This is a genomic window from Methylobacterium sp. Gmos1, assembly GCF_053764715.1.
Genome location: NZ_JBSNCC010000001.1, coordinates 399,616 through 415,132 on the forward strand (window position 1 = coordinate 399,616; position 15,517 = coordinate 415,132).

The 15,517-nt window shown below is 73.1% G+C and carries 16 protein-coding genes; 5 read left to right on the forward strand and 11 right to left on the reverse strand.

What is annotated here, in order from left to right:
• Positions 1–36 precede the first annotated feature (36 nt).
• Both ACS5PV_RS01810 and ACS5PV_RS01815 read right to left on the reverse strand, forming a co-directional pair.
• Positions 37–1,257 (reverse strand): efflux RND transporter periplasmic adaptor subunit, encoded by a 1,221-nt coding sequence (locus ACS5PV_RS01810; RefSeq protein ID WP_455393663.1) that lies wholly within the window; start codon positions 1,255–1,257, stop codon positions 37–39.
• A complete protein-coding gene (locus ACS5PV_RS01815) occupies positions 1,254–1,931 on the reverse strand; it encodes a TetR/AcrR family transcriptional regulator (RefSeq protein WP_455393664.1) in 678 nt (225 codons plus the stop codon). Before ACS5PV_RS01815 ends, ACS5PV_RS01810 begins: the two co-directional genes overlap by 4 nt.
• A 109-nt stretch (positions 1,932–2,040) precedes the next feature.
• Between ACS5PV_RS01815 and ACS5PV_RS01820 the strand changes: the two genes are divergently transcribed.
• Entirely contained in the window at positions 2,041–2,220 is a 180-nt protein-coding gene (locus tag ACS5PV_RS01820; RefSeq protein WP_099901822.1) for a hypothetical protein, read from the forward strand.
• Positions 2,221–2,522: 302 nt separating this feature from the next.
• Here the strand turns inward: ACS5PV_RS01820 and ACS5PV_RS01825 are convergent, their stop codons facing one another.
• Both ACS5PV_RS01825 and gluQRS read right to left on the reverse strand, forming a co-directional pair.
• Positions 2,523–3,191 carry a DJ-1/PfpI family protein gene (locus tag ACS5PV_RS01825; protein ID WP_455393665.1) on the reverse strand — a complete coding sequence of 223 codons (669 nt, stop codon included), beginning with the start codon at positions 3,189–3,191 and terminating at the stop codon, positions 2,523–2,525.
• A 91-nt stretch (positions 3,192–3,282) separates the two neighbouring features.
• Entirely contained in the window at positions 3,283–4,134 is an 852-nt protein-coding gene (gene gluQRS / locus ACS5PV_RS01830) for a tRNA glutamyl-Q(34) synthetase GluQRS (protein ID WP_455393666.1), read from the reverse strand.
• Between the two features lie 6 nt (positions 4,135–4,140).
• On the opposite strand from gluQRS, the gene ACS5PV_RS01835 reads away from it, so the two are divergent.
• Both ACS5PV_RS01835 and ACS5PV_RS01840 read left to right on the forward strand, forming a co-directional pair.
• Positions 4,141–4,839, forward strand: a complete 699-nt coding sequence (locus ACS5PV_RS01835; RefSeq protein ID WP_455393667.1) for a DNA-3-methyladenine glycosylase family protein — start codon at positions 4,141–4,143, stop codon at positions 4,837–4,839.
• A 20-nt stretch (positions 4,840–4,859) separates the two neighbouring features.
• Complete coding sequence (locus ACS5PV_RS01840) at positions 4,860–5,540, forward strand: alpha/beta hydrolase (RefSeq protein ID WP_455393668.1); 681 nt, start codon at positions 4,860–4,862, stop codon at positions 5,538–5,540.
• Here ACS5PV_RS01840 and ACS5PV_RS01845 read toward each other — a convergent pair.
• Positions 5,537–6,319, reverse strand: a complete 783-nt coding sequence (locus tag ACS5PV_RS01845; RefSeq protein WP_455393886.1) for an HpcH/HpaI aldolase family protein — start codon at positions 6,317–6,319, stop codon at positions 5,537–5,539. The two genes, ACS5PV_RS01840 and ACS5PV_RS01845, sit on opposite strands and share 4 nt — an antisense overlap.
• A gap of 371 nt (positions 6,320–6,690) precedes the next feature.
• On the opposite strand from ACS5PV_RS01845, the gene purC reads away from it, so the two are divergent.
• On the forward strand, positions 6,691–7,485 hold the full coding sequence (purC, locus tag ACS5PV_RS01850; protein WP_048429422.1) for a phosphoribosylaminoimidazolesuccinocarboxamide synthase: 795 nt from the start codon (positions 6,691–6,693) through the stop codon (positions 7,483–7,485).
• A 310-nt stretch (positions 7,486–7,795) separates the two neighbouring features.
• Here purC and ACS5PV_RS01855 read toward each other — a convergent pair whose 3' ends face one another.
• Genes ACS5PV_RS01855 through ACS5PV_RS01870 form a run of 4 tightly spaced genes read right to left on the reverse strand, consistent with a single transcriptional unit; the run spans position 7,796 to position 12,556 of the window.
• Positions 7,796–9,406, reverse strand: coding sequence for a glycosyltransferase family 2 protein (locus ACS5PV_RS01855; RefSeq protein ID WP_455393669.1), 1,611 nt, complete (start codon positions 9,404–9,406; stop codon positions 7,796–7,798).
• The gene (locus tag ACS5PV_RS01860; RefSeq protein WP_455393670.1) at positions 9,403–11,385 is read right to left on the reverse strand and encodes a glycosyltransferase family 2 protein; all 1,983 of its coding nucleotides are present in this window, start codon (positions 11,383–11,385) and stop codon (positions 9,403–9,405) included. Before ACS5PV_RS01860 ends, ACS5PV_RS01855 begins: the two co-directional genes overlap by 4 nt.
• Entirely contained in the window at positions 11,382–12,023 is a 642-nt protein-coding gene (locus ACS5PV_RS01865) for a hypothetical protein (protein ID WP_455393671.1), read from the reverse strand. Before ACS5PV_RS01865 ends, ACS5PV_RS01860 begins: the two co-directional genes overlap by 4 nt.
• Positions 12,024–12,043: 20 nt before the next feature.
• Positions 12,044–12,556: an invasion associated locus B family protein gene (locus ACS5PV_RS01870; RefSeq protein WP_455393672.1), complete on the reverse strand. Its 513-nt coding sequence runs from the start codon at positions 12,554–12,556 to the stop codon at positions 12,044–12,046.
• Positions 12,557–12,840: 284 nt separating this feature from the next.
• Here ACS5PV_RS01870 and ACS5PV_RS01875 point away from each other — a divergent pair, with 284 nt between their 5' ends.
• Positions 12,841–13,224 (forward strand): hypothetical protein, encoded by a 384-nt coding sequence (locus tag ACS5PV_RS01875; protein WP_455393673.1) that lies wholly within the window; start codon positions 12,841–12,843, stop codon positions 13,222–13,224.
• A 4-nt stretch (positions 13,225–13,228) separates the two neighbouring features.
• On the opposite strand, the gene ACS5PV_RS01880 is transcribed toward ACS5PV_RS01875, so the two are convergent.
• Positions 13,229–13,972, reverse strand: coding sequence for a M48 family metallopeptidase (locus ACS5PV_RS01880; RefSeq protein WP_455393674.1), 744 nt, complete (start codon positions 13,970–13,972; stop codon positions 13,229–13,231).
• Positions 13,973–14,122: 150 nt separating this feature from the next.
• Positions 14,123–15,394 carry a polyhydroxyalkanoate depolymerase gene (locus ACS5PV_RS01885; protein WP_455393675.1) on the reverse strand — a complete coding sequence of 424 codons (1,272 nt, stop codon included), beginning with the start codon at positions 15,392–15,394 and terminating at the stop codon, positions 14,123–14,125.
• Between the last annotated feature and the right edge of the window lie 123 nt (positions 15,395–15,517).

Here is a 15,517-nt window from a genome sequence, read left to right on the forward strand (position 1 = left end):
GTGAAGTGCTCTAGGTAAGGGATCGGGAGCCGGGCGTCAGGGACGCCCGGCCTCGGCGGTCGCCGGGAGGGCGGGGTAGATCGGCCGGACCCGGTCGCCGTCGCGCAGGAAGCTGCCGGCCCGCGCCACCACGGCTTCGCCCGCCTTGACCCCGTCGCGGGCCTCGATGAAGCCGCCGGCCGAGAGGCCGGTGCGGATCGCGCGCGCCTCGACCCGTTCGCCGGAGACCACCAGCACGGTCGGGCCGGACGGCCCGTAGACCACTGAGGCGATCGGCACCGCCACGCCGGTGCGCCGCGCCGCCTCGACCGCGCCGCGGGCGAAGGCGCCGATGCGCAGGCGCGGATCGGCCTCGAGCTTGATCCGCACCTTGCCGAGCCGCGTCGCCCGGTCGATCTCCGGATAGACCACCCGGACGCGGCCGGAGACCGCGACCGGCCCGTCCGTCGTGTCGAGGTCGAGGCTGGCGGGGGCGCCGGCGCGCAGGCGCGCCAGCCCGGTCTCCGGCACCTCGCCCTCGAGCTCGATCTCGCCGCGGGCGATCAGCCGGAACAGCGGCTCGGCGGAGGCCGACGCCGTGGCGCCGACCCGGGCGGTGCGGCGGCTGACGATCCCGGCCTCCGGCGCGCGGATCTCGGTGCGGGCGAGCTTCAGGTCGAGTTCCGAGCGTTGCGCCCGCGCCTGGGCGAGGTCGGCCTGCGCGATGGCGAGGCCGTTGCGGGCGGCCGAGAGTTTGCCCTCGGCGCCCTTCGCGGCCGATTCGCGCTGCTCCAGCACCGCCGCGGTGCCGTTGCCGGTCTTCATCAGCGACTGCGCGCGCTCGAACGCGAGCGCCGCCTCGACCTGCGCGGCCTCGGCCTGCACGATGGTGCTGCGCGCCTGCGCCACCGCGCCCTCCGCCCGCGCGATGGCGGCGGCGTTCTGGGCGAGCTGGGTGTCGAGCATCTCGCGCGAGAGCCGCGCCAGCACCGCGCCCTTCGCGACCCGGTCGCCCTCCTCGACCAGCAATTCGGTGATGCGGCAGCCCTCGATCTCCGGCGAGACCAGGATCTCGTCGCGCGGCACCAGGGTGCCGGTGACGACGGCGCGCTCGACGATCTCGCGCTCGGCGGCCACGACGACGGTGACGGCGGGCGCCGGCGCCGCCGTGACCACGGGGCCGGCGGTGGGCAGGGTCTCGGCGGCGATGGCGGGCGCGGCGGCGAAGAGTGTCAGGATGGCGGCCGAAATGCCGGCGCGGCGACGGGGGCGGGTCATCGGGCGGGTTCCGGGTTGGGGGTGCCGGTCGGGTCGAAGCGGCCGTCGAGCGCCGCCCCGATCAGGGTCAGCATGGCGTCGACGACCGGGCCGGGGTCGAACTCGGGCGAGAGCGCGCGGCGGACCATCAGGCCGTCGGCCATCACCATGGCGAGGCGGGCGAGCGCCTCCGGGTCGGCGCCGGGCGTCGCATGCGCGGCACGATCCTGCGCGCGGCGGTAGAGACCCGAGAGGCGCGCCGCGATCTCGCGCTCGAAGTCCCGGCAGATCGCCGCCATGGCGGGGTTGCGGGTCGCCTCGGCCCACATCTCCAGGCACAGGACGGCCTTCTCGGTCGGCGCCTCGGCGAGGTGGCGCCGCGCCAGGGCGGCGAAGGCCTGCATCAGGTCCGGTGCCGTCTCGATGCCGGAAAAATCCTCCGCCACCGCCGCGCGGTCGCGCTCGGCGAGGCCGGCGACGATCGCGTCCTTCGAGGGGAAGTAGCGATAGAGGTTGCCGGGACTCATCCCGGCCTCCGCCGCCACGTCATGCATCGTGGCGCGGTGGAAACCGTGACGGACGAAGCAGGCCTCGGCCGCGTCGAGGATGCGGGTGCGGCGCTCCTCGGTCGTGTCGAGGCGGGCGGAGGTCGATGGGGACGGCACGCGGCGGGAGCCCTGAGAATGAACGTTCATTCTCTAACCCGAAAGCGGGCGTTCCCGCAACGTTCGATTCGGTGCAACCTCCATCGCGCGGCACGCGTTGAGCGTCCGGATACCAGTCTTCAGCGGGAGGACGTTTTTCATGGCCATCTTCCAGGTCAGGCAGGCCGCGACCGGCGCCATCCTGTGGACCGGCGGCGCCGAGAACGAGCAGCAGGCCCTCGACGCCATGGCGCGCGAGGCGGGCTACGCGGACTTCTCGGCGATCCCGGAATCGCTGCGCGGGGCCGGCACGAAGGTGGACCGCCTGAATCTCGGCTGAGGCGGGGCGCGCCCGATCGCCGAACGGCAAGCCGGGGTTCGCGCCCCGGCTTTTTTCATGCGCGGACAGGGTCGGGTGGTTTGGTTAAGAAAAGGTTACCGTGTGTCTCGCCGGTGTTTCGGGCCTTTATGCGGCCGGACCGGCGGTGATCCTGCGCCGGGGCGCTCCCGTCCGTGACAGGCGCCTGACCATGTTCGAACCCTCCTTTGTCACACTGGGGCCGCGCAGCGGAGCCCGGGAGGACAAAGGAGAGGTGTCGGCCGGTGCGGCAGGTCGATCGATGCTCGCGATCGAACGGTCTCTCAGGTGATCCGCCCGATGATCGCCTCCCGCGCCGCCCGCGAGCCGGACAGCCGCTTCCTCGCCCGGTCCAGCACCTCCGGCGGTGCCTCGTCCGGGGTGCCGGCACCGAAGGGCGGGGCCGGCGCGTATTCGAGGGCGAGCTGCACCGTCTCGGCCTCCTCGCGGCCGAGGAGTTCGGCCACCACCGCCAGCCCGAAATCGATGCCCGAGGTCACGCCGCCGGCAGTGATCAGGGAACCGTCACGCACCACGCGGTCCTGCACCGGCACGGCGCCGAAGCGGGCGAGGAAATCGTGCGCGTACCAGTGGGTGGTGGCCCGCTTGCCCTCGAGCAGCCCGGCCGCGCCGAGCACCAGCGCCCCGGTGCAGACCGAGGTGAGGTAGCGCACCTCCGCCGCTCGCCCGCGCACGAAATCGAGCACGTCCTCGTCCTCCAGGAGCGCATTCACCCCGGCGCCGCCGGGGACGCACAGCACGTCGAGGGGTGGGCAGGTCGCGAAGGTCGCGGTCGGCACGAAGGGCAGCCCGGTCGCCGAGCGCACCGCCTCGCCGTCCTTCCAGATCAGGTGGACTGCGCTGTCCGGCACCGAGGCGAAGACCTCGTAGGGACCGGTGAGGTCGAGCTGCTGGACCTGCGGAAAGACGAGGATTCCGAAGCTGAGCGACAAGGGCGGGCCTCCCGTTTGGGCGGCAGGATCCTATGCGGGGGGTTGGGGTGCAAGGGGCGTGAGGACGTCACCTCTCCCGCGAGCCGTAAGATCATTGTCCCTGATCCTGGAGCGGCCCTTCGCCGAACCCCAGCCGCGCCCGCACCTCGCCGGCGCTCACCCCCCGCTCCCGCAACGCCGCCAGCGCCTCCGAGCGTAGGCTCTTCGACAGCTTCTCCCCCGCCTCGTCCCGGATCAGCCGGTGATGGTGGTAGCGCGGGGTCGGCAGCCCGAGGAGCCGCTGGAGCAGGACGTGGAGGTCGGTGGCGGCCTCGAGGTCCTGGCCGCGGACCACGTGGGTGATGCCTTGCGCGGCGTCGTCGAGCACCACGGCGAGGTGGTAGCTCGTCGGCACGTCCTTGCGGGCGAGCACCGCGTCGCCCCAGCGGGCCGGGTCGGCGATGCGGATGGCGTCGGGCGCGCCGGGCGCGAAGGCGGTGTAGGCGAACGGGCCCGGGCACAGCGCCAGCGCCCGGGCCATGTCGAGGCGCCAGGCATGGGGCGCGTCCGGCACCGGCCGGCCGCGGCAGGTGCCGGGATAGAGCGGCGCGCCATCCGGATCGCGGGCATCGCCGGCTGCGTCCTGAATCTCCCGGCGGGTGCAGGTGCAGGGATAGACGAGCCCCCGCGCCCGCAACGCGTCGAGGGCGGCGCGGTAGGTGAACATCCGGGCCGACTGGCGCCAGACCGGCTCCGGATAGGCTAGGCCGAGCCAGGCGAGGTCGGCGATGAGCGCCTCTTCCAGCTCAGGCCGGCAGCGGACCGGGTCGATGTCCTCGATGCGCAGCAGCACCTCGCCGTGCAGCGCCCGCGCCTCCTCGGCGTTGAGGAGGGCCGAGTAGGCGTGGCCGAGATGCAGGCGCCCGTTCGGGCTCGGGGCGAAGCGCAGGCGGGGAGACGGCACGGCGGGATGCGGACGCGAAAGACTCTTCCAGCCATAAGCCCGCCGGCGCCCGGCGTCACCGGCCGGCTGCTCGATGACGAGGCCGCCTTGCAGGAAGGCGTGGCGGCCCTGTCGCGCCTCGATCCGGTGATGGCGCGGCTGGTGGCGGAGGGCGCGGTGCCCTCCTTGCGCAAGCGCGCGCCGGGCTTCGCGGGCCTTGCCGGCATCGTGGTGTCGCAGCAGATCTCGACCGCGAGCGCCGCGGCGATCTGGGGCCGGCTCACCGCCGCCCTGCCGGATCTCACCGCCGGGGCCCTGGCGGCGGCGCCCGACGAGACCCTGCGCGGGGCCGGCCTGTCGGCGCCGAAGATCCGCACCCTGCGGGCGGCGGCTGCCGCCGTCATCGCCGGCGCCCTGCCGCTCGACGCCCTGCCCGCGATCCCGGCCGACGAGGCCCATCGCCGGATGGTCGCGGTCCACGGCATCGGCCCGTGGACGGCGGACGTCTATTTGCTGTTCTGCCTCGGCCATCCGGACGCCTTCCCGGCCGGCGACCTCGCCCTCCAGGAGGCGGCGCGCCTCGCCGACGGGCAGGAGACGCGACCGAGCGCCGCCGCCCTGACGGCCCGGGCCGAGGCCTGGCGGCCCTGGCGCGGGGTCGCCGCCAAGGTGCTGTGGGCCTATTACCGGGTGGCGAAAGCGCGCGACGGCGCCCCCCTCCCCTGACCCGAACGGAACCCGACCCGATGGCGATCCTCACTGGCCCGCGCCTGATGCCCCGCTCCGGCGCGAAACCGCGCCAGCTCGTCGTCCTGCTGCACGGCTTCGGCGCCGACGGCAACGACCTGATCGACCTCGCGCAGGAATGGCAGCCGCTTCTGCCCGACGCCGCCTTCGTGGCGCCGCACGCGCCCGAACCCTGCATCCAGGGCTTCGGCCGGCAATGGTTCTCCCTCACCTTCCGCGATCTGCACGAGCGCTGGCGCGGGGTGAACCGGGCCGGGCCGACGCTCGACGCGTTCCTCGACGCGGAGCTGGAGGCCCACGGCCTCGGGCCCCACCAGCTCGCGCTGGTCGGCTTCAGCCAGGGCTGCATGATGGCGCTGCACGTCGCCTTGCGCCGCCCGGCCCCGGTCGCGGCTGTGGTCGGCCTGTCGGGCATGCTGGTGATGGAGGAGGGAACCGGGCCCGAGAGCCTGAAGCCGCAGGTCCGCGCGGTGCCGCCGATCCTGCTCGCCCACGGCGACCAGGACGAGGTGATCCCGGTCGACGCGCTGTTCCTCTCGGCCGAGGCGCTGGCGGCGGCGGACGTGCCGGCGGAGTGGCACCTCTCCGCCGGGATCGGCCACGGCATCGACGACGGCGCCCTCCATCACGGCGGGCGCTTCCTCGCCGCCGGCTTTGCGCGGGCCGCGCGCCGGGGCTAGCCTCGCGCCTCCCGCAAGGCGGCGGCCGCGCCGGCCCGGAGCAGGGGACCATCGCCCGAGAGCGCGATCAGGTCGAAGCCCTCGGCGATCAGCTCGCGGGTGCGCGGGCCGGACAGCGAGTAGATGCCGATCCGCTTGCCCGCCGCCCGGGTGCGCGCCATCGCGTGCTTGAGCGCGTCGCGCACCGCCGCGCCGTCGGGGTCGAGGCCGGCACCGTTCGAGAGCGCAATCGAGAGGTCGGAGGGGCCGATGAAGATGCCGTCGATCCCGTCCACCGCCAGGATGTCGTCGAGGGCGGCGAGCGCCTCCCGGGTCTCGATCATCGCCAGCGTCTGGCAGAAGCCGTTGGCCTCCTTCAGGTAGGCCTCGGGCGCGAGGCCCGAGAGAGCGAGCGCCGGGGCCGGGCCCCAGCTGCGCTCGCCGAGCGGCGGGTACTTGGCCATCGCGGCGAAGCGCTTCGCATCCTCGACGGTGTTGACCATCGGGGCGATGATCCCGGAGATGCCGGCGTCGAGCAGGCGCGACACGGTCGCGAATCCGCCGACCGGCACCCGCGCCAGGGTCGGCTTGCCGCGGGCCGCCACCAGGGCGACCGTGCGGGTGATGCTGTCGAAGTCGTGGGCGCCGTGCTGCATGTCGAGGGTGACGGTGTCGAAGCCTTCCGCGGCCAGCAGCCCGGCGATCGTCGGCTCGGGGATGCCGCACCAGGCCGTGATCAGCGGCTTGCCCTCGCGGAACCGCGCCGCCAGCGCGGCCACCGCCCCGCCGCGTTCCGCCATCGCCCGTTCCGCCATCGTCGTCCCTCCCGGATCGGCCGCGTGATCGCCGCGGCTCGTCGCGCGAGCTTAGGGCAGGGGCAAGCCCGCCGTCGAGGCGCGAGGCCCCCCGCCCGCGACATGCCGCCCCCTCCCGCCACGCTTGCAACATCGTCGCGGCATGCGCATATCGACGCGACCAACGACCGCAATCCATCGCAGCGGCGACCGGGCTCGTCCCGGCGCATCGGCTAACGCGTTGTGCTGCCTTCGCGGTTCGGGTAATTTGCCCCCGGCCGCCGGGACGCCCCGGATCGACGCGTCCCCCGGCCCGACCTCTTGTCGTCAGAGGTCGCCGCGCCGCGGGTCCACACGTCGTCAGGAGCCTCGGCCCCATGGACTTCCTCAAACCACGGTACACGCCTATGAACCGCCGCCGTCGCATCTACGAGGGCAAGGCGAAGGTCCTCTACGAGGGGCCCGAGCCCGGCACGCTCATCCAGCATTTCAAGGACGACGCGACCGCCTTCAACGCCAAGAAGCACGAGGTGATCGACGGCAAGGGCGTGCTGAACAACCGGATCTCCGAGTTCGTGTTCCAGCACCTCAACGACATCGGCGTGCCGACGCACTTCATCCGCCGGCTGAACATGCGCGAGCAGCTGATCCGCGAGGTCGAGATCATCCCGCTCGAGGTGGTGGTGCGCAACGTGGCGGCGGGCTCGCTGGCGACGCGACTCGGCCTGGAAGAGGGCACGCAGCTCCCGCGCTCGATCATCGAGTTCTACTACAAGAACGACCAGCTCAACGACCCGATGGTGTCGGAGGAGCACATCACCGCCTTCGGCTGGGCGACGCCGCAGGAGATCGACGACATCATGGCGCTGGCCATCCGGGTCAACGACTTCATGTCGGGTCTCTTCCTCGGCGTCGGCATCCGCCTCGTCGACTTCAAGATGGAGACCGGCCGGCTCTGGGAAGGCGACATGATGCGCATCGTCGTCGCCGACGAGATCTCCCCGGATTCCTGCCGCCTGTGGGACATCAAGAGCCAGGACAAGCTCGACAAGGACCGCTTCCGCAAGGATCTCGGCGGCCTGATCGAGGCCTATTCCGAGGTGGCCCGCCGCCTCGGCATCCTGGGCGAGAACGAGAAGGTGCAGACCGGCGGGCCGCGGCTCGTGCAGTGACGCGCTCCGGCTGACGCCGGATCGAGACGAGGGCGGGGCCGCTTCCGGGAGGAGGCGGCCCCGTCGTCGTCTCGGTGCGGGTCCGCAAAATCGAAAACGTTTCACGGTAGAGCGCGTCCCCCTCTCCCGTGTGGGAGAGGGGTTAGGGGTGAGGGTGACACGCTTCAGTATAATCCTGAGAGTGTCGGACTGGCAGCGTGACGGTTCAACTTTATTCTGAAGCGCGTCACCCTCACCCCTACCCCTCTCCCACACGGGAGAGGGGATCCCGCGACTCTCTGGAACTCAGCAGAATTCAGCGGAAACGGGCTCACCGCATCCCTGCCCCCTCCCACGTCCGCAACCGCGCGTACGTCCCCGTCCGCGGATCGAAGCCCGGGTGGTACCAGGGATCGGCGTCCAGCCGCGCCCCCCACCGCGCCCGCAAAGCCGCCACCTCGGCCTCGTGGCGGTTCTTCGCCTCCGGGTTCCAGCGCCGGCTCGCCGCCTCGTGGTGGTAGAGCACGGCCCCCGGCACCATCATCGTCCGGTATCCCGCCGCCTCCAGGCGCAGGCAGAGGTCGACGTCGTTGAAATCGACCGCGAAGGCCTCCGCGTCGAAGCCGCCGACCGCCCGGAATTTCTCCGCCTCGACCGCGAGGCACGCCGCCGTCACCGCCGAGACCCGGTGCGTCGCCCGCAAGGAGGCGAGGTAGCCCGGCGCGGTGCCGGGGAAGTGGCGGTGGGCGTGGGTGACGAGGCCGCCGGTGCCGAGCACGATGCCGCCGTGCTGGATCCGCTCGCGCACGTCGAGGAGCTTCGCCCCCACCGCGCCGACCTCCGGCCGCAGGGCCTCCTCGGCCATCCGCCGCAGCCAGTCGCCCCGATACGCCACGACGTCGTTGTTGACGAAGACCAGGAGCGCGCCGCGGGCCTCGGCGGCGGCGCGGTTGTTCATCGCCGCGAAGTTGAACGGGCCGGGACAAGGCAGCACCCGCACCCCCTCCCCCGCCAGCCGCTGGAGATAGGCGAATGTGCGCGGGTGACGGCTGTCGTTGTCGCAGACGATGATCTCGAGGGATGGCCAGTCGGTATGGGCGCGCAGGCTCTCGATGCAGGCGCGCAGCAGCTCGACCCGGTCGCGGGTCGGGATGATGAGGCTGGCGAGCGGCGGATCGGGCAGGTTGCGGCGCAGGTTGAGAATCCCGCCCGTCACCTCGACGCGGCCGGTTCCGGCGAGGTGGCGCTCGGCGAGTGCCCGGTGCGACGCCGCCCAGGCATCGGGCGGTGCGGCCGCGAAGGGCGCCCAGGTCGAGAGGAGGCGCGGCAGGTGGCGCACGCCCGCTTCCAGCCGCAGCAGCAGGTCGGGGACTTCCGCTCCCGGTAGGGTGGGATCGAGCCCGAGTCGGTCGAGCACCGCCCGGCGAAAGGCAACCACCGGGCCGACGTAATCCGCGGCGAGCAGGTAGTCGGGGTCGAAGGCCGGGCGCAGCAGCGGCAACAGCGGCTCGCCCCGGGGCCCGAGCACCACGGCGTCGCCGTAGAGGGCGTCGAGGCCGGGATCGGCCGCGAACGCCGCCGAAATGGCCCCGGCCGCCCCCGGCACGAGCCGGTGGCCAGGGGCCGTCAGCACCACGATCTCGGCCGGGCCGGTGCCGCCGGACAGGATCTCGGCCGGGGTGGCGATGCGCAGGCCCGGCACCGTCTCGGCCTCGCCCGCCGGGAGGGAGGGCGGCGTCAGGGCGTGGCGGGCGCCCCACAGGATCGCGGCGCGGTCGCGCGCCCGCACGCGCTTGCCGGCGAGCGCCGCCCGGACGACCTCCCAGGCCTCGCCGGGGCGCTGGAGCGCCAGGAGCAGCCGCACGATCCAGCGCCGGGCGGGACCGGGCTGGTTCTGCGTGAAGCGCAGGATGTCGAAGGCCGGGTGAGGCGGCAGCCTCATTCCAGCTCCTCCCCGAAGGTCGTGACCGAGAAGGCCGGGTGGTAGTACGGATCGTCGCGGATCACCGCCCGCCAGCGCGCGGCGAAGCGGTCTCCTTCCGCCTCGAACCGCGCCCGCGCCGGACCGACGCTCGGGCCGCGGCTGACCGATTCGTGGTGGGCGAGCACCGCCCGCGGGGTCCAGACCGACCGCCAGCCCCGGGCGGCGAGGCGCAGGCAGAGATCGATGTCGTTGAAATCGACCGGGAACGCCTCGGCGTCGAGCCCGCCGACCGCCTCGAACTTGTGCCGTGCCACCGCAAGGCAGGCGGCGGTGACGCCCGCGACCTCGTGCGCGACGGTCAGACGATTCAGATGGCCCGGCGTGTCGGCGGGTCGGTTGCGCAGGATGTGCCCGGCCCGGCCGCCGAGCCCGACCACGACGCCGGCATGCTGGATCCGCCCGTTGCCGAACAGGAGCTTGGCGCCCACGGCGCCGACCTCCGGCCGCAGGGCCTGGCGCACCATTGCGGAGAGCCAGTCCGGATGCAGCGCCTCGACGTCGTTGTTGAGGAGCACCAGCACCGCGCCGCGGCTCGCAGCCGCGCCGTCGTTGACGAGGCGCGAGAAGTTGAACGGGCCCGGCCGGTCGAGCCGGCGCACCCGCGGGTCCGCCTCCCACTCGGCGTAGAGGGCGGCCACTGCCGGATCGGTCGAGCCGTTGTCGACGATGACGAGCTCGATGGCCGGATAGGCGGTGTCGTGCAGCACGCCGCGCACGGCGACGCGCAGCAATTCCGGCCGGTCGCGGGTCGGGACGATGACCGAGACCAGGGGGGGGTCGTCGGGCAGAGGCCAGTCGAGGTCGAGGGTGTCGCCGTTCCGCACCAGGGCGGCGGGGGCGCCGGCCCGGTCGAGCGCCCGCGCCAGGTCGGCGGCGTGGCCGGCGGGATCCGGCGCGTCCGTGGCGACGCGGCAGAGGATGCGGGGGATGCGCCGCACCCGCTCGGGGCCGGCGAGCGTGGCGGCGAGGAGGAGCGCGCGGGTCCCCTCGCCCGGCGCCCAGCCGCTGCGCGTGACGAGGTCCCGCGCCACCAGGAGCGGGCGCCCGGGATAGAGCGTGGTCAGGGCGAGGTCCGGGCTCCAGCCCGGCTTGAACCGGGGGCGCGGGCCCTCCGGGGTTTCGGCCTCGCTGTCGGCATAGGCGAGGTCGGCGGGCTTTCGCCCCGCGAAGGCGGCGGCGAGATGGGTGAGCGCGTCGGGGGCCAGCGCGTCGCCGGGGCTCAGATAACCGATCGCGACGCCGTCCGGCAGGGTGTCCGCGGAGATCCGCAGGTCGCCGGGGAGGCCGGCGGGCGCCGGCCCGCGCCAGTGCAGGGCGAGGCGCCAGTCGCGGTGGCTCTGGGCGAGTAGCGTCGCGAGGGTGCGCCGCACCGCCTCGTCGTCCCCCGGCGCCGCCTCCAGGATCAGGCCGAGGCGCGGCAATTCCGGCGGCACCCGGTCGAAGGCGGGCTCGAACGGCCGGGCCCGCTCGGTCTTCCACAGCGGGTACTGCGCCAGTGGCCGCACGCCGGCTGCGATGCGCAGGGTGTTGCGCAGGCGGCGCGCGTCGCGGCGCAGCCACTGGTAGAGCGCGATCGGCAGCTTGTCCGGCCGGCGGCGGGCGCAGAAGGCGAGCAAAGCCGCGCGGGAGTGGAGCCGCGCCGCCTCGATCCGGAACCCCTCCGCCGGAGCGGCGAGCCGGATCTCATGGGTGCCCGGCGGCACCGGCCCGAGCCACGAGGCGCGGCCGAGCACCGGGCCCGGCAGCAGCGCATCCTCGTGGGTGCCGTCCGCGAGGATGAAGCGCAGCATCGGCCGCACCGGGTCGGCGAAGCGGTCGAGGGCGTAGTCGAGGGCGAGCCAGCGCTTGTCCGTCGGCCGCTCGAAGACCAGGGCGCGGGAGAAGTCCGGATCGTCCGGGCGGGAGGCGATCCGCCAGGCTGCGGCCCTGGCGGTCAACCGTCGGCCGGCGCCGCGGCGGCGGGCTTGCGCCGCGGCGCCCGGGCGGGCTTCGGCGCGCCGCCGAGGCCGACCTCGATCTCGAAGTCCTGCGCGAGGTTGGCCGGCACGGAGATCCCCTCCTCCACGACCGTGAAGCTGCCGCTGGCCGAGCCGGCGGGAATCGTCGCCGCGGCCTGGCGGCTGCGCCGGGCGATGACCTGGGTGCCGCTCTTGACCGTGATGGTCACCGGGGCGTTGAAGCGGCCGGGAGCGCCGCCGGGCCCGAGCAGGACCACGCCCTGCACGCCGACCGCGACGGTGACGCCGCCGCCCGGTCCGGGCTGGCAGGACCGGCTGATCTGGCCGAGGCGGATCTGCGTGCGCACCGTGCCGCCCGCGATCGTCTGCAGCGAGGAGCCGCCCTCGCTGATGTCGATGATCGGGCAGTAGACGTCGTCGACGCTCGGCGGCGCCTCGGGCGGCTTGGTGGTGCCGCCGTACTTGAAGATGTTGAGGAGCGGATTGCCGCCCTCCTGCGGTGCGGCGGTCTGCGCCCGCACCGGGGTGGCGAGCACGCCGAGCGCCGCAGGCACGCCCAGCGCCAGCGCGAGGCCCAGGGTCCCGAGGCCGAGGGTGCGGAGACTGCGAGCCGTCACGGTCCTCTCCCGTTCGTCGATCACTTCAGGCTGTCGAAGCCTTCCTTGAACCCCTTGAGGGAGAGCGGGATGCCCACACCCTCCTCGGGCGTCTGGAAGACGATGAAGGTGGCCTGCTGGCCGCCCTTGAGCTGGCTGATGAGCTTGTCGTCCATCACCACCTCGGCGACGCAGCCGGTGGAGAGACAGCGCACGAACGAGGTGCGGCCGATCTCCGCCTGGTCGACCTTGAGCCCGAGGCCCGAGGGCAGGAGCACGCCGAGCGGCGCCACCACCCGCAGCAGGATGCCGCGGTTGTCGGCGGTCTTCAGCACGATCACCACCAGGGAGAGGTTCGGCCGGTCCTCCGCCGCGACGTACTGCACCAGGGCGCATTGCTCGGCCTTGGCGCCGGCGGGCGTCTCGCAGCGCAGCTGCCAGTCGTCGAAACTCTGCTTGACCGCGCCCTGCGCCAGGGCGGTCCCGGCCGGCAGGCCGAGCGTCAGCGCGAGCCCGAGGGTAGCGGCCCGCACCCGGCGTCCGATCCGTCGCACGCTGTCTCCCACGCCGCTCACCGCTCCGCTGCCCGGGCCATCGTCCGGCCCGGGGGCGTTCCGACCACGGGGCCGGGATGCTGTCAAGCCGAGGCGCCGATTCGTCATCGGGAACTGTCATCGAGAACTCTTGCCGGGAACCGGTGCCGCCGGACCGGCTTAGCTTTATGGCCCGAGCCGGGCTGCGTCCGGGGCCGCCTGCCGTTAGTGGTTGTGCATGGTTTCCGGTTCATATCGGACCGACCGACCCGGACACGCCGTCACCGTCCTCGCGAGAGCCCCCGATGAGACTCGCCGCCCCCTCCCTCGCCCTCCTGATCCTGGCCGCCGGCCCGCTCGCCGGCGCCGCGGCCGCCCAGTCGCTGCCCGTCGACGAGACCACCTATGTCGAGCGCTCGCTCAACCGCGACGCGACGCTCACGATCGAGCACCCGCCGGTGCCGCGCAACCCGCGCGGGCGCCGGGCGTCGCGCTCGGCCGAGATCGCCGGGTTCTGCCGCGACGCCGGGGTGATCCGGCGCCGGGGCGAGCAGGGCGAGATCATCCTGCGCCAGCGCGAGACCTGCGACAGCATCGCGCCCCGCACCCTCGCCCCCGGCGAGGTCGATCCGCGTCCGGCCTGGCCGGTGCAGCGCCAGCGCGTCGTGGTCGTGCGCACCAAGGGCTGATCCGTCACCCGTAGCGGTGCAAGTCAGTGCCGTGCCGTTTCAGCCAGGCCTCGGGCTCGTCGTAGCCCGGGGAGAGCTTGTCGACGACGCGCCAGAACCGGTCCGAGTGGTTCATCTCGGCCAGATGCGCGACCTCGTGCGCCGCCAGGTAGTCGAGCACCGGGGGCGGCGCCATGATGAGGCGCCAGGAAAAGTTCAGCTGGCCCGCCGCGGTGCAGGAGCCCCAGCGGCTGCGGGTGTCGCGCACGGTGAGGCGCTTCGGCGTGCGGCCGAGCGCGCCGGCATGGCGCGCCACCGCCGCGGTGAGGTCGCGGCGCGCCTCGGCTTCCAGGAAGTCGCGGACCCGCCGCGCCACGTGCGGCAGCCCGCACGACACCGCGATGACCGGCGCGCCGTCCGGGTCGGTGGTGGCGACGGTCGCGCCGGCGGCGGTCGACCAGTGCAGGATGCGGTGGGGCACGCCGCGCAAGGGCACGACCGCGCCGGGCACGAAGGCGACGCGCTCGGGCAGCTTCGCCACCCGGGCGGCGATCCAGGCGCCGTGCGAATCGGCGAAAGCCTGCGCCGCCGCGAGGGCGGTGCGCATCGGCAGGGTCAGGACGATCTCGCCGGTGGCGCTCGAGACCCGCAGGGTGATGCGGCGGGCGGCCGTGCGGCGGCGAACAGCAACCGGGTAGCAGGTGCCGGCGTGGATGACGGTGACGTGGGTGGGTTCGGGCGCCGAACGGCGAAGGAGCGCGACTCGCATGCCACCCTTGTACCCGGGAGAGCCGGTCTCTGTCAGCGTCCCGCTCGGTCGCGCGAGGCGGAGGAGACGCGAGACCCAGTCGCGCAGGGAACGGCTAGACGGCATCGGCGGGGAGCCGGCGCCGCGGGGCGGCGCCGGATTGCCTGACGATCAGGAGGCCGCGCGCAGGTCCTCGACGGCCTGCGTGCCCTGCATCGCGTGCATGAAGGCGGAGATGCGCGGCGCGATGTTCGAGCGGAAGCGCGAGCCGTTGAAGACGCCGTAATGGCCGACGCCCTTCTGGAGATGGTAGAGCTTGCGCTCCGGGGCCAGGTTCGGCGTCAGGTCGTGCGCCGCCAGGGTCTGGCCGACACCCGAGATGTCGTCGTTCTCGCCCTCGACCGCCATGATGGCGCAGTGGCGGATCGCCGTCGGTTCGACGAGCTCGCCGTGGTGGCGCATCGTGCCCTTCGGCAGGGCGTGCTCGACGAACACGGTGTTGACGGTCTGGAGGTAGAACTCCGCCGTCAGGTCCATCACCGACAGGTACTCGTCGTAGAAGTCACGGTGCTTCTCGGCCGAGTCGCCGTCGTGGCGCACCAGGTGCTTGAACATGTCCCAGTGCGCCGTCAGGTGCCGGTCGAGGTTCATGCCCATGAAGCCGGAGAGCTGGAAGAAGCCCGGATAGACCTCGCGCCAGGTGCCGGGATAGCCCGGCGGCACCACGGTGATGCAGTTGCGCTTGAACCACTCCGAGCCGCGCTCGGCGGCGAGGCAGTTCACGGCGGTGGGCGAGCGGCGGGTGTCGATCGGCCCGCCCATCAGGGTCATCGAGGTCGGCACGCCGGGCATGCCCTGCGCCTCCATCCGGGCGACGGCGGCGAAGACCGGCACCGAGGGCTGGCAGACCGCGATCACGTGCAGGTCCGGGCCGAGGGCCTGGAACATCTCGATCATGTAGTCGATGTAGCTGTCGAGGTCGAACCGGCCGGCCTCGAGCGGCACCATTCGGGCGTCGATCCAGTCGGTGATCATCACCTCGTGGGCCGGCAGCAGCGCCTCGACCGTGCCGCGCAGCAGCGTCGCGTAGTGGCCCGACATCGGCGCCACCACCAGCACCTTCGGCTGGGCCTGGACCGTCGGGCGCTTCAGGGCGCGGTCGAATTTGAGGACCTGGCAGAACGGCTTCGACCAGACCACCCGCTCGGTGACCTCGGTCACCAAGCCCTCGACCACGGTCGTGGGCAGGTTGAAGGACGGCTTGCCGTAGCGGCGCGTGGTGCGCTCGAACATCTCGCAGGCCGCCGACACGGTCCGGCCGTAGGGAGTATAGGTGATCGGGTTGACGGGATTGTTGAACACGAGCTGCGTGGCGTCGGCGGCCGCCCGGGCAGGCGTCAACATCCAGTGCGCGGCTTCATACCAGAAATACGAGAGATCCATGACGCCACCGTCCACGATTGACCCAGCGGCGCGCGCACCGTCGCCGTGAGACGCCTGTCCCGATCGGGAATCGGGACAATAGAGAAACGATATAGAAGGGCAACATCTGCGGAAATCCAAGGT

Excerpts from the sequence above, each read along its gene's own strand:
- ACS5PV_RS01810 (WP_455393663.1), bottom strand. The coding sequence starts at position 1,257 with ATGACCCGCCCCCGTCGCCGCGCCGGCATTTCGGCCGCCATCCTGACA.
- ACS5PV_RS01815 (WP_455393664.1), bottom strand. The coding sequence starts at position 1,931 with ATGAACGTTCATTCTCAGGGCTCCCGCCGCGTGCCGTCCCCATCGACC.
- ACS5PV_RS01820 (WP_099901822.1), top strand. The coding sequence starts at position 2,041 with ATGGCCATCTTCCAGGTCAGGCAGGCCGCGACCGGCGCCATCCTGTGG.
- ACS5PV_RS01835 (WP_455393667.1), top strand. The coding sequence starts at position 4,141 with ATGCGGACGCGAAAGACTCTTCCAGCCATAAGCCCGCCGGCGCCCGGC.
- ACS5PV_RS01840 (WP_455393668.1), top strand. The coding sequence starts at position 4,860 with ATGGCGATCCTCACTGGCCCGCGCCTGATGCCCCGCTCCGGCGCGAAA.
- ACS5PV_RS01845 (WP_455393886.1), bottom strand. The coding sequence starts at position 6,319 with ATGGCGGAACGCGGCGGGGCGGTGGCCGCGCTGGCGGCGCGGTTCCGC.
- purC (WP_048429422.1), top strand. The coding sequence starts at position 6,691 with ATGGACTTCCTCAAACCACGGTACACGCCTATGAACCGCCGCCGTCGC.
- ACS5PV_RS01855 (WP_455393669.1), bottom strand. The coding sequence starts at position 9,406 with ATGAGGCTGCCGCCTCACCCGGCCTTCGACATCCTGCGCTTCACGCAG.
- ACS5PV_RS01875 (WP_455393673.1), top strand. The coding sequence starts at position 12,841 with ATGAGACTCGCCGCCCCCTCCCTCGCCCTCCTGATCCTGGCCGCCGGC.
- ACS5PV_RS01880 (WP_455393674.1), bottom strand. The coding sequence starts at position 13,972 with ATGCGAGTCGCGCTCCTTCGCCGTTCGGCGCCCGAACCCACCCACGTC.
- ACS5PV_RS01885 (WP_455393675.1), bottom strand. The coding sequence starts at position 15,394 with ATGGATCTCTCGTATTTCTGGTATGAAGCCGCGCACTGGATGTTGACG.